The 12,451-nt window shown below is 64.3% G+C and carries 13 protein-coding genes; 10 read left to right on the forward strand and 3 right to left on the reverse strand.

The features are described from left to right. Entirely contained in the window at window positions 1–1,200 is a 1,200-nt protein-coding gene (gene lptF, locus NKJ76_RS18865; RefSeq protein WP_023672737.1) for an LPS export ABC transporter permease LptF, read from the reverse strand. A gap of 32 nt (window positions 1,201–1,232) precedes the next feature. Between lptF and NKJ76_RS18870 the strand changes: the two genes are divergently transcribed. From NKJ76_RS18870 to NKJ76_RS18880, 3 genes are read left to right on the forward strand one after another with little or no spacing between them, the layout of a single operon-like run. After that, window positions 1,233–1,526, forward strand: a complete 294-nt coding sequence (locus NKJ76_RS18870; RefSeq protein ID WP_155921583.1) for a hypothetical protein — start codon at window positions 1,233–1,235, stop codon at window positions 1,524–1,526. 49 nt (window positions 1,527–1,575) lie between these two features. Next, window positions 1,576–3,066: a leucyl aminopeptidase gene (locus NKJ76_RS18875; RefSeq protein ID WP_023695590.1), complete on the forward strand. Its 1,491-nt coding sequence runs from the start codon at window positions 1,576–1,578 to the stop codon at window positions 3,064–3,066. Between the two features lie 8 nt (window positions 3,067–3,074). Next, on the forward strand, window positions 3,075–3,524 hold the full coding sequence (locus tag NKJ76_RS18880) for a DNA polymerase III subunit chi (RefSeq protein WP_023672739.1): 450 nt from the start codon (window positions 3,075–3,077) through the stop codon (window positions 3,522–3,524). A 6-nt stretch (window positions 3,525–3,530) separates the two neighbouring features. Here the strand turns inward: NKJ76_RS18880 and NKJ76_RS18885 are convergent, their stop codons facing one another. Then, complete coding sequence (locus tag NKJ76_RS18885; RefSeq protein WP_023685696.1) at window positions 3,531–4,127, reverse strand: T6SS immunity protein Tdi1 domain-containing protein; 597 nt, start codon at window positions 4,125–4,127, stop codon at window positions 3,531–3,533. A gap of 201 nt (window positions 4,128–4,328) precedes the next feature. Between NKJ76_RS18885 and NKJ76_RS18890 the strand changes: the two genes are divergently transcribed. Genes NKJ76_RS18890 through NKJ76_RS18915 form a run of 6 tightly spaced genes read left to right on the forward strand, consistent with a single transcriptional unit; the run spans window position 4,329 to window position 10,476 of the window. Further along, window positions 4,329–5,270, forward strand: coding sequence for a 3-oxoacyl-[acyl-carrier-protein] synthase III C-terminal domain-containing protein (locus NKJ76_RS18890; protein WP_245261185.1), 942 nt, complete (start codon window positions 4,329–4,331; stop codon window positions 5,268–5,270). Next, on the forward strand, window positions 5,267–6,271 hold the full coding sequence (locus tag NKJ76_RS18895) for an NAD-dependent epimerase/dehydratase family protein (protein ID WP_031196565.1): 1,005 nt from the start codon (window positions 5,267–5,269) through the stop codon (window positions 6,269–6,271). Before NKJ76_RS18890 ends, NKJ76_RS18895 begins: the two co-directional genes overlap by 4 nt. After that, window positions 6,268–7,092, forward strand: a complete 825-nt coding sequence (locus NKJ76_RS18900; RefSeq protein WP_023705349.1) for an MBL fold metallo-hydrolase — start codon at window positions 6,268–6,270, stop codon at window positions 7,090–7,092. The genes NKJ76_RS18895 and NKJ76_RS18900 overlap by 4 nt, the downstream gene beginning before the upstream one ends. Further along, the gene (locus NKJ76_RS18905) at window positions 7,089–8,345 is read left to right on the forward strand and encodes a F390 synthetase-related protein (protein WP_023705348.1); all 1,257 of its coding nucleotides are present in this window, start codon (window positions 7,089–7,091) and stop codon (window positions 8,343–8,345) included. Before NKJ76_RS18900 ends, NKJ76_RS18905 begins: the two co-directional genes overlap by 4 nt. After that, a complete protein-coding gene (locus tag NKJ76_RS18910) occupies window positions 8,342–9,475 on the forward strand; it encodes a GNAT family N-acetyltransferase (protein WP_023705347.1) in 1,134 nt (377 codons plus the stop codon). The genes NKJ76_RS18905 and NKJ76_RS18910 overlap by 4 nt, the downstream gene beginning before the upstream one ends. Next, window positions 9,472–10,476 (forward strand): Rieske 2Fe-2S domain-containing protein, encoded by a 1,005-nt coding sequence (locus NKJ76_RS18915; RefSeq protein WP_352538089.1) that lies wholly within the window; start codon window positions 9,472–9,474, stop codon window positions 10,474–10,476. The genes NKJ76_RS18910 and NKJ76_RS18915 overlap by 4 nt, the downstream gene beginning before the upstream one ends. Window positions 10,477–10,489: 13 nt before the next feature. Here NKJ76_RS18915 and NKJ76_RS18920 read toward each other — a convergent pair whose 3' ends face one another. Next, window positions 10,490–11,647: an ATP-grasp domain-containing protein gene (locus tag NKJ76_RS18920; protein WP_352538090.1), complete on the reverse strand. Its 1,158-nt coding sequence runs from the start codon at window positions 11,645–11,647 to the stop codon at window positions 10,490–10,492. 182 nt (window positions 11,648–11,829) lie between these two features. On the opposite strand from NKJ76_RS18920, the gene NKJ76_RS18925 reads away from it, so the two are divergent. Then, window positions 11,830–12,444, forward strand: a complete 615-nt coding sequence (locus tag NKJ76_RS18925; protein ID WP_023733873.1) for a hypothetical protein — start codon at window positions 11,830–11,832, stop codon at window positions 12,442–12,444. The last annotated feature ends 7 nt before the right edge of the window (window positions 12,445–12,451 follow it).

Consider the following 12,451-nt stretch of genomic DNA (forward strand, 5'->3'; position numbering starts at 1 on the left):
TCAGGCTCCCTGGCCGGATGTGTAGCGCCGATTGAGGCGCAGCTTGAGCGCCGTCCAGCCATCGCTGACGCGGCCGGCGAAATTCGTCATCCAGTCGGCCCAGCTGCCGGGCAGTTCCATGCTTCGCGAGGTGACGATGAACCAGATGGCGACCGCCGAGGCGATGACCGGCACGCCATAGACCATATAGGCGTATTGCGGGATCTTGTCGGCCTTGCCGGCGGCAAAGAAGCCCAGCCAGCGCACGAACAGCGCAATGGCGATGGCTGTGATCAGCGGGTGGATGCGCGCCTCGCGGTGTGAGCGCGCATCGCCTGCCACGGCCAGCGCGATCAGCGCGAACACCAGCGAATAGGACCATTCGGAAAAGCGCTGGTCGAGCTCGGCCTTGTAGGCGCCGGGCCTGCGCTGGAAGATCTTGTCGTTCGGATCCGGGTTGAGCAGGTATTGCGTCGTTCGGTCCTTGGGCAGGAGCATGATATCGTTCGCCGCCGACATGAAGGCGGAAAGGTCGAAGGCGTAGGACGTGAAGCGAATGACCGACAGGTCGCCGGTCAGCGTCTTGCGATGAATGACGCCGTCATTCATCATCAGCACCTTCTCGTCACCCTTTTCGACGACGCTGCCGCTCTTGGCATAATAGATCAGATTGGCGCCTTCCTCGCGCGAATCGGCCACGAAGATGCCGCCGAGCCGGTTGTCCGGCAGCCGCTCGCCTATCTGCAGGAACAGCCCGTCGTCGATCTTGCGGAACGTGCCTTCCTGGATGATCAGCGACAAGAGATCGGCGCGCGAGGATGCTATCAGCTGGCGGTTCTTCTGCCTGGCATAGGGTTCGACGCCATTGTCGACCGCGAAGGAAAAGACGCTGGCCGCCAGCGCGATCAGCAGGACCGGCCGCACAATCGTCCAGCGCGAGGCGCCGGCGGCGTTGATGACGGCCAATTCCGAATCGGAGTTCATGACGCTGAGCGTCTGGGCCACCGCCACCACCAGGGCGAATGGCACCACGATCGGGATGATGGTGGGGATGATGAGGCCCGCGACCTCGAAAAAAGTGAGCGCCGATTGGCCACTGTCGGTGACCAGGTCGATGCGGGCAAGCACCTGCGTCGTCCAGACAATGGCCAGCGTCCAGATCAGCGCAGCGAGAAACACCGCCAGTGCGCGACGCATGATGTAGCGTTCAACGACCTTCATGTAAGGCTTTTCTCGATTTGCCGAACGGCATCATGCCCGCCGACAAGGTAGTCGTCCGGCTGCGGCTGTACAACTGGGTGCGTTTGGCCATTTCTTTCAGGCGGTTCGATCCGATTCTCCGTCCCACATCGCCCGTTCCGCAGGCCGGAGTGTCGGCGGCAATGAATAAGAAAGGGAGAACATCAATGGTTAACAAAAGGTTGCGGCAGGAAAGCGGAGCCGTGCCGCGACGAATCGTTATCGATTCCGCTGCGCATATGAGCCCTGATTCCGGCAAAGTCTTGCCAAATCAAGGAAAACGACCAAATGTCGCGCATCTTCCCTGAGAATGCATTTTTCCTGAAAATCTGAGCCGTTTCCCGAAAGCAGGACCTGATGACTTTGAGACCATTGATCGCCTTCGCCAAATTTGCCGCACCCAAAAAGGGCAGCATCATCGTGCTGGCGGCCGACGATGGTGGTCTTGGCGAACCGGCAAAGGCCTGCGACCCCTCAGGAACGCTGGCGCGGGCGTTTCCGGTGGCGGAGTTTTCCGGAAAATTCGCCGGTGTCGTCGAAGTGCTGGCGCCGCAGGGAACATCGCTCGACCGACTGGTGGCGGTCGGCGCCGGCAAGGTCGCCGGCCTCGATGACTTTGCCTGGCTGAAGCTTGGCGGCACCATCGCCGCGTCCCTGCGCAAGGCAGCGGAGGTGGCCGTCATCCTCGATGTGCCGGGCGCAAAGATTGGCGGCAGGCAAGCGGCGAACCTTGCCGCCGGCATCATTCTTCGCAGCTACTCCTTCGACAAATACAAGACCAGGAAAGACAAGGACGATGCCGAGCCGAAGAAACCGGTCAAGGTGACCATCCACACCGCCGATCCTGCCGCGGCGAAAAAGGCCTTCGCCGACGAGGTTGCGGTCATCGACGGCGTGCTTCTGGCGCGCGACCTTGTCAACGAACCGGCCAATACGCTCGGCCCGATCGAATTCGCCGCCCGCGCCAAGGAACTGGAAGCGCTCGGCGTCGAGGTCGAGATCCTCACCGAGAAGGAAATGAAGAAGCTCGGCATGGGCTCGCTCCTCGGTGTCGCGCAGGGTTCGCCGCGCGGCGCCCGGATGGCTGTCATGCAATGGAAGGGCGGCAAGGCCAAGGACGCACCGGTCGCCTTCGTCGGCAAGGGCGTCACCTTCGACACCGGCGGCAATTCTATGAAGCCGGCCTCCGGCATGGAAGACATGAAGGGCGACATGGGCGGTGCCGCGGCCGTCATCGGGCTCATCCAGGCGCTGGCCGCGCGAAAGGCCAAGGCCAATGTCGTCGGCATCGTCGGGCTGGTGGAAAATGCCGTCGACGGCCATGCCCAGCGCCCCGGCGACATCGTCACCTCGATGTCGGGTCAGACCATCGAGGTGCTCAACACCGATGCCGAAGGACGCCTCGTTCTGGCCGACGCGCTGTGGTATTGCAACGACCGCTTCCAGCCGAAATTCATGGTCAATCTGGCGACGCTGACCGGCGCCATCATGGTCGCGCTCGGCCAGCATTATGCCGGCCTGTTCTCCAACAATGACGAACTTTCGGACAGGTTGACGGCGGCCGGCCAGGCGAGTCAGGAGCGGCTGTGGCGCATGCCGCTTGGGCCCGAATACGACAAGCTGATCGATTCCAAGAACGCCGACATGAAGAACATCGGCGGCCGCTATGGCGGCGCCATCATCGCCGCGCAGTTCCTGCAGCGCTTCGTCAAGGAAACGCCGTGGGCGCATCTCGACATCGCCGGCACCGCGATGGGCTCTCCGCCGAGCGAGATCAACCAGTCCTGGGGCTCGGGTTTCGGCGTCAGGCTGCTCGACCGGCTGGTGCGCGACAATTACGAGGGATAAGGCAGGGAATGGCCGATGTCCTGTTCTACCACCTGACCGAATCGACGCTGGAGGATGCGCTTCCCGGCCTGCTCGAGCGCAGCGTCGATCGCGGCTGGCGCGCCGTGGTGCAGACAGGGACCGAGGAGCGGCGCGATGCGCTCGACCTGCATCTGTGGACATTCAGGGACGATTCGTTCCTCGCGCACGCGACCGACCGTGAAGCCCATCCGGCCGAACAGCCAATCCTGCTCACCACGAGCGACGCCAACCCCAACCAGGCGCAGATACGCTTCCTCGTCGATGGCGCCGCACCCGCCGATCTCGCCGGCTACGAACGCGCCGTGTTCCTGTTCGACGGCCATGACGCGGCCCAGGTCGAAGGGGCGCGGACGCATTGGAAGGTGTTGAAAGAAGCGGGCCACGCTGTCACCTACTGGCAGCAGACGCCCGACCGTCGCTGGGAGCGCAAGGCGTAAGTCGCGTTATCGGTCGCTGATCGTAACCTTGTTTATCTTCGCGCCCTGCGGGAGATCTTTCACCTGCCGATGGATTTGGCCGGCGATATGCACCTTCACAACGAAAAACGTCGTTTCCATCTCTCGCAGACTCATTTCGCCGCCAAGCACCGGCGGCTTCTTGAAATCATAGCATTGGCCGGCTGCCGGAATCAGTCCGTTCTTTCGGGCGGCAACGACAAGGCCCGCCAGCAGCAACTCGTCGCGGCGCGCTTCATTCTGCAAGTCGGCCTGAAATTCCGCCCAATGACCCGCAATTCTGGTCAATTTCCCGTCGAGCATATCGAGATGACGAACCGACCCGTCGCCGGCACGGAAAAATATGTCGCCGAAAGCTGACACCGCAGCTGGTTCAAGGCCATCCAGTCCGATCCACTTCCAGCCGTCCAACGCTTCCGCGACTTCGTTCGCAGGTGGTTCGATAAAGAGGAACTGATAGTCATGGGGCCATTCGGCTCTGATCAAGCCCCCTGTATTGGCTCTGTTGGCCTCGGCTTTTCCTTCCTGTCTGGCGTCGGACGCGCCAAAAATTGAAGAAATAAAGCGGAAAAAAGATCTGGCCATAATCGCCCCCGTACGGGTCTTTATACTTGCGAGAGATTCTAGCCGCAATCCACTGAAGGCTCCATAGTTCCCACGCATTCGTCTTGATGATGGCCATCACATTGGATCCGTTTTATGGATTGACTGGATGCAGGCTCATTGGGCGGGCTGAGAATGCGGATCAGGATCATCGGAACCGGGCGGGCCGTGCCGGCTCGATGCGTGACGTCGCGCGCCCTCGATGCGCGGCTGGGGTTTGGCGATGGACATTTCGAGGCCGCGACCGGCGTCATCGAACGCTATGTCTGCGACGCCGAATCGCAGGTCGACCTTGCTTGTGCCGCAGCCCGTCTGGCGCTTGCCGATGCCGAACTTGAGGCAGGCAGTGTCGATCTGGTCATCGGCGGTTGCGGCGTGCCTTACCAGCCGTTGCCGTCGACGGCGCCGCTGGTCATGCAGCGCCTCGGCCTTGCCGATGGGTCGGCGGCCGCTTTCGACGTCAACAGCACCTGCCTGGGCTTCCTCACAGCCTTCGAGACCGCGTCGCGCCTGATCGAGGCCGGGCAATGCCGGACGGCGCTGGTGTTCTCGTCTGAAATCGCCTCGCGCGCGCTGCCGTGGCAGGACCAGCCGGAAATTGCGGCCCTCTTCGGCGATGGCGCGGCGGCCGCCGTGCTGCAACAGGCAGCCCCTGCCGAGGGTCGAGTCGCGGCCAACCTGATGCGCACCTACCCTTCCGCCTATGAGGCCTGCAGCATCGGCTCCGGCGGCACCCGGTTCGACTTTCATCGTGAGCCTGAGGAATTCGCCCGCCACAGCCTGTTCCACATGGAGGGTAAGGAACTGTTTCGCGTCACGTCACGCCATTTCAACGGCTTTGTAGCGGAGTTGCTCGATCGCGCCGGCTGGCGGCACGACGATGTCGACCTCGTCGTGCCGCATCAGGCGAGCCCTTTGGCGCTCGCCCACATGGCGCGCCAGACCGGCTTCGCCAGGGAAAAGCTCGTCGACATCGCGGCGCGCTACGGCAATCAGATCGCCGCTTCCATCCCGTTTGCGCTCGATGTCGCACGCCGCGAACAACGCATTGGGCCGGGCGCCAAGGTGCTGTTCCTCGGCACCTCGGCCGGCGTGTCGTTCGGCGGCATGGCGCTGGAAGCATGACCGTGGGACGCGTCCTCGTCACCGGCGCCAGCGGCTTCCTCGGCGCGCATATTATGGCGCGGCTGGCGGCAGTGGGCACACCGGCGCTGGGTCTTGGCAGGGACGCCAAACGCTGCGCCGCGCTCGAAGCCGCTGGTCATCGGGTCGTTCGGCTGGATTTGTCTCAACCATTCGATGCAGCTGCCGCGCGCGCTCTCGACGGCGTCGATGCGATCATCCACTGCGCGGCACTTTCCGCGCCCTTCGGCAGGTTGGCGGGTTTCCAGACGGCAAATGTCACAGCTACCCGCAACCTCAGCGATTTCGCGCGCGGGCAAGGCGTGCGCCGCTTCGTCCATATCTCCAGCCCGACGGTCTGTTTCGCCTACCGCGATCAGCTCGATGTCAGCGAAGATGCGGCCTTGCCGCCTCCAGTCAACCACTATGCCCGCACCAAGCGGCAGGGCGAGGAGATCGTTCTGGCGGCGCCCGAAACCGGCCCGGTGGTGCTGCGGCCGCGCGGCCTCTACGGTCCCGGCGATCGCACGCTGCTGCCGCGTCTGCTGCAGGTGGCACGGCAGCGCCCGCTGCCGCTGTTTCGCGACGGCAGGGCGCGCATCGATCTCACTTATATAGAGGATGTCGTCGATGCGGTCTTTGCCGCGCTGTCCGCCGGGAGCGCTGCCGAGGGACAGATATTCAACATCTCCGGCGGCGAAGTGGTGCCGGTCCGCCGCATTGCCGAGGCGGCCTGCGCCCGCGCCCTCGTGCAGCCGCGCTGGCGCAGAATGCCGCTCTGGCCCGCCATGCTGACGGCCGGGATAGCGGAGGCGGTAGCGAACATATTGCCCGGCCGCCCGGAACCGCCGGTGACGCGCTACGGTCTTGGCCTGTTCGCCTATGCGCAGAGCCTCGATCTTTCCAAGGCAGGCCGCATCCTCGGCTGGGCGCCGAAAGTGTCGTTCGAGGAAGGGCTCGATCGCACATTCGGCAAGGCGATGGAAAGCAGGAGGGCAGCGTGAAGATCGTCTTCGCCAACAGCGCCTCTGTCAGCGCAGCTGAGCGCCTGATCCTGCGCGGCGGCAGCTGGGCGAAGGTCAGGCTACGTGTCCGCTACGGCCTGATCATGCATCCGCGAGCCGGCCCCGTCCTGATCGACACCGGCTACACGCCGCATGTGACACAAGGCAGTGGGCGCAGCACGGCGCTGCGTCTTTACAGTGCGATCCTCCGGCCTCAGCTCAACGAAGCCGAGCAGCCGCTCGCGGTACTGGCGCGCTTCGGCCTGTCTTTGCAGGATGTGCGCACCGTCATCGTCACGCATTTCCATGCCGACCACATGTCGGGCCTGTCGCTGTTTCCCAACGCTCGGCTTATCGCCAATGACACCGCCTGGGCGCGGGCGAAGGCCAAGACTTCCCTGCAGAATCTGCGCCACGGCCTTTTCAAGGAACTGTTCCCGCCCGATTTCGAGAGCCGGCTCGACGTGCTGTCGTCGAAGCGGCGGATCGAACCTCGCGGCGGCGTGCCAGGCGGCGCCGATCTGTTCGGCGACGGCAGCGTCGTCGCAGTCGATCTGCCCGGCCATGCCGATGGCCAGTTCGGCCTTTTGTTCCCCAATCTGGAGCGGCCACTGCTCTACGCCGTCGATGCGCAATGGCTGATCAGAGCATTGGTGGAAAACCGGACGCCCGGTCTGCCGGCTACTCTGCTGGCCGAGGACGCCACGGCGCTTGAGCCGACCAGCGCAACGCTGCGCCGGTTTATGGCGTCCGGCGGCGAGGTAGTGCTTTGCCATGATCCGGCGTTGACGGCGTATGATCTTGCCGGACGGGGCGCATGAACGGGCCGGCCGAAGCGATCCGCTCGTTTGCGCTGACGCAATGGGTTTCGCGCAAAAGCCGCGAGAGTTTCGAGCGCTGGCAGGCGCAAGCCTTGCGCCGCTTTCTCGACCGCGACCTGCCGCGCGCGCCGTTCTACGGCAAGGCGCCACGTCACCTCGGCGACCTCCAGGTGATCGACAAGGCGACGGTGATGGGCAATTTCGAGCGCTTCAACATTCATGGCGGCTCGGCCGCCGAGGCCTGGAAGGCGCAGGCCGGCGATGGCCGCATTGGCGAACTGACAGTCGGCGCCAGCACCGGCACGTCGGGCAATCGTGGCCTGTTCATCATTTCCGAAGCGGAAAAATACCGCTGGCTGGGCACCATCCTGGCCAAAGCCGTGCCCGATCTGCTCTGGCGCCGGCAGCGCGTTGCGGTGATCCTGCCGCAGAACACCGGGCTCTACGACAGCGCGCGCAAATCGCGGCGTATCGACCTGCGCTTCTTCGATCTGACGCGCGGTCCGGAGAGCTGGCGCGGCGCTCTCGAAGATTTCGCGCCGACGGTGATCATCGCGCCACCGAAGATACTGCGGCACTTCGCGGCCGAGGGCTTTCGGCTCAAGCCGCAGCGTGTCTTCAGCGCCGCCGAAACGCTCGACCCGGTTGACCGGCCGGTTATCGAGGCATTCTTTGGTCGTCAGCTCGACCAGATCTACATGGCGACGGAAGGGCTGTTCGCCGTCACCTGCCGCCAGGGCGGGCTGCATCTGGCCGAGGATTCGGTGTTCTTCGAGTTCGAACCGGCCGGCGACGGCCTGGTCATGCCGCTGATCACCGCCTTTCGCCGCCGGACCCAGATCATGGCGCGCTACCGGATGAACGATCTGCTGCGGCTGTCCGAAAAGCCATGCCGCTGCGGCTCGCCGCTGCGCACGCTGGACGAGATCGTCGGCCGCATGGACGACGCTTTCCGGCTCGCCTCGCCGCACGGGCAGCTCCTCGTCACGCCCGACATACTACGCAATGTGTTGCTCAAGGCCGACCGGCGCATTGACGATTTTCGCCTGGTCCAGACCGCTGAAGATGCAATCGAACTTAGCCTGGCCCCCGGGCTTGCCGACGAAGCCGCCACCGCCGCCCATCAGGCCGTGCGCAATTTGCTGGCGGCGCGCCAGGCGACAGCTTCGGTCAGCCTTGTTCGCAGGGACCTGCCGTTGGAGACCGGCCGCAAACTGCGTCGGGTCGAATGCCACCTGGGAGCGGCATCATGAACCGGCTCGCTATGTTGCCACTCGATCAGACGAACCGGGTAGAAAACAACCCGCGTGAGGTCGAAGCCTTCGTTCAGCTTTTTAACGAGGTGCCGGTGCGCGACCTCGTGCGAAATCTGACGGTCGCCGTCGAGGCCTTCGAGATCGCTGGCCGCTTCTTTCCACTGACGCTGAACGACAGAAGCGAGGCGCCGAACTGCTATATCTGCTGCCCGTCCAGCGCCTATATCGACTACGCCATCGACGAGACCCGCAATTTCGTCTCGTCGCCCATGCTGCAAAGAGCGATCCGCATGTTGATTGGCCTGTGCGCGCCGCTGGTCAGGATGAGCGGCCTCGACCATCAGGTTCAGGTCAACAACTGGCTCTATTCGACCAATCCGGTGCCGCTGCTCGATCGCAACGCGGTCGCTGCGATCCGCGACGATCTCACGGCGCGTTTTCCCGATCGCGCTGTTCTCATCCGCTCCCTGAACGAGATCGCCGATCCCTCGACAATCGCAGCGCTGAAGGCAGAGGGTTTTCGAATGCTGGCGGCGCGGCAAATCTACATCTTCGCCGGCCGCGGTTCGGCTATGACCAACGACATGAAGCGCGACCGCAAGCGGCTGCGCACGACGCCGTTCGAGTGGGTCGGCAATGGCGACTTCACCGAGGCCGACTATGCGCGCGCCGAAGCGCTCTACCGGATGCTCTATCTCGACAAATACACGCCACTCAACCCGCACTACACCGCCCGCTATATCGGCGAGACGCACCGTCGCGGCATCCTGCAACTGGCAGGCCTGCGTCGTCCCGGCGGTGAACTGGTCGCCGTCGCCGCTTTGTCTCAGAACGGCAGGACCTTGACGCAGCCAATCGTTGGCTACGACACAAGTCTTCCAGTGAGCGAAGGGCTCTACCGCATGATGATGGCGATCGCACAGGACCATGCGATGGCGCACGGCCTGTTCTTCAACATGAGCGCCGGTGCCGCCGCCTTCAAACGCTTGCGCGGCGCCGTGGCAACGGTGGAGTACAACGCCGTCTATGCCGGCCATCTTCGGCGCCGCCAGCGCGCTGCAGTGCGTATCATGGAATTTGTGCTCGCGAAGATCGGCATCCCTCTGCTCAGGAGATTTGAACTTTGAGCGAAGCCCAGCAGCAAAAAGACAAAGACTATTGGCAGGCGGTAGTGCGGTCAGTCGATATCAAAGGCAAGCCGAAGCGCATCCTGTTCGATGGCACGCCGCTGGTGCTATTCCGCTCGGCGCAGGGGATTGCAGCCCTCTTCGACCGCTGCGCTCACCGCCTGGTCGAACTCTCGACCGGCAAGGTCGTCGGTGGCGAGATCGAATGTCCCTATCATGGCTGGCGCTACAATGGGGAAGGGCGCTGCACCGCCATTCCCGGCCATGTCGGCGACGTCCCGCATTACCGTATCCGCCGCTACAGCACGATCGAGCGCGACGGCGTCGTCTTCGTCTCGGCAGGCACGCCTGAGGGCGAGCCCTATCTCCATTGCATGCAAGGCAAGGATGTCGTCGTGAAGCGGGTGCGAAGCTCGGCGCGATCGACGGTGCTCGACGCCGCCGAGAACATTCTCGACGCCACTCACACCCACTTCACCCACAAGGGTGTGCTGCGCGGCCTGACCGCAAAGCGCCATCTCGTGCGCGTCGAGGTGACCGGCGGCAAGGGTTGGGTCGAAAGCTGCTACACCGGCGAGGACCGCCAACAGGGGCTGGTCAGCCGGCTGCTGGAAGGCGAGCGCGCCAGGACCATCGGCCGCTACCGCCATCCCGGCATCGTCGAACTCGAATATTGGGGCAAGGGCGGCTTGGCGCTGGCGACCACTTTCCATTTGCGTCAGGCGGACGAACGGACCGTCGAAGGCGTCGGCTGGCTGATCGGCCCGCGACAGGGCCTGTTCGGCGAACTCAAGGCGCTTGCTTTCCGGCCGCTCTTTGCCTTTGCCCTGCAGCAGGATCGCCGTGTGCTGAAATCGGCCAGCGCCAACGCCCGTATGTGGCCGCAGGTTCAGCCGGCGATCGGCCCGCTGGATTTCCTGCGCCGCGACATAGCGGCGATCATCGACGGCAAGATGCCACCGACGGCGGCAGAGCCGAGGGTGTACCAGATCGAGCTGTAGGAAAGCGCTCTATTCAGTCCTGCTCCGGCCCATTCCACTCGATATCGCGCGTCGACGCAGCCTGCAGGCTGATGCGCTGGCGCAGTGCTGTGCCGGCGATCTCGGCCAGCGTGCGCCACTGCGCCCGCTTCGGCGCGGGGTCGCCCGGCCAGTCGAGCAGCTCATCGGCATCGTGCATCGCCTGGCGAAAGCTGCCGAGACCACCGGAGCGCAGTGCCGCCGGCATCCCGTAGATCCACATCGCCAGCCTCACCGTCTGCGGCGCCGTCCCGTCGGGCTTCACCTCGGCGCCATCCTCCAGGACCGCGTCGGCGAAGCGCCGCGGATCGCGAAAGAAGTGCAGGCCGCTCACGGCGCGCGGATTGCACTCCAGTGGCAGCACCCTGCCGTTGTTCTCGCGCATCAGGTCGAAGGATATCTGGCCGGTCCAGCCGGCGCCGGCGACGAAGGTTTCGACGAAGCGCCGCGCCGCGATATCCTCGACCGACTCGAAACAGATGCCGGCGCCCTTGCCGGCGCGATAGAGCGAACTGTAGAGCGCCAGCGCTTTGAGTTCACCCTCGATCGCCAACGCATAGGCGCTGATCTCTTCACCGGCGATGTAGCGCTGCGCCACCCAAGGAGCGGCGGGCGAGGGGCGGACGGCGTCGAGTTCGTCCGGCGATGGCCGCAGCAGTACGTCACGGGCAAAACGCGACCACACAGGTTTGAACACCAATTCGCGCGATTGGCCACGAACGCCGTCGAGATCGGCCTCGCTTTGCAGCAGTATCGTTTCCGGCACGTCGAGCCCAAGGCTCTGCGCCAGCCGGATGAAGGCATGCTTGTCGTGAACGCGGGCGAGCATCGCCATCTCGGGTGCGAAGAGGCGGGCCGGCATGGCGCGGTGCTGCCAGAGACGACCGAGATAAAAGACTTCCTCGCAGGTCGGGATAACGAGTTCGATGCCTTCCGCGCGGACAAGCGCTTCGACCGCCTTGGCATAGGCGTCGGCGGCAAAGCGCGGCGGCGGCAGGCGATGGTAGGCGGCGCAGGCCGTGCTCGCTGCGGCGATCGGCCGGGCCGGGGTGTCGGCCAGGATCACCCGGCGACCGGCGCCATGCAGCAGCCGCGCCAGGTGCAGCGCCACCGGCGCGCGGGCACCGGTGATCAGCACGGTGTTATTGGGCATGAGCCACCGGCATCGGTTGGAAAAGACGAGTCGATGCTTCTGCGGAAGGCTTCATTCGCCATAAGTGCCACATGGCTTGCGTGCCGCCAACGCACTCCACAAAGGTGGCTCCGCTGCGTCAGCCATCGCTTTTTGGCCTTCAGGGCGTTATTGGCAATCTGTCGAACACCCGGATCTCCTCAATGCGCTTTCTGTTTGTCCTGATACTGCTTGCTGGCGCCGCCATTGGCTTCGTGTATCCCTGGGCCATGAGCAATTTCTCCGGCCACGAGATCGGCGCCTGGCGCGTCTACGACCAGGGACGGTTTAGGCCTGTGACGGTGACGCTGAAAGCTGGCGACGCGCCGGTCAGAGTGCTGGTCGACCTGACGGCAAAGGCCGAGCGCATTGTCTCGCAGCAGCGCACCGTGCTGACGCTGACTGCCGCCACAGCCGGGCGCACGGTGCTTGCCTCGACGCTGCAATTCAACCACGCCGACAATCCGCGCCAGGTCAGCCCGCAACTGCCCGACAAGATCTTTCGCGACGAGGCCGGCGTGATCGAAACCGTCAGTCCCGGCGCCTATCTCTTCACCGCCGGCCCGGGCGACGCCGACGATATCCCGATACGCGCAGTGGATCTGATACTGCGCTCCGGGGCCGGTGAGATCGATCAACGCGCACGGCCGGTTGGCTATGGGCTGATGGCCGTCGGCCTGATCGGCTTCCTGCTTACTCTGGCTTTCGGCGGTCGCCGGCCGGAGAACCCGAACTCGAAGCCGCCACCGCCGCGTTGGGGCAGAGGCTCCTCGACATGAGCGCGGC

The sequence above is a fragment of the Mesorhizobium sp. M0029 genome (assembly GCF_040323735.1).
GTDB lineage: Bacteria > Pseudomonadota > Alphaproteobacteria > Rhizobiales > Rhizobiaceae > Mesorhizobium.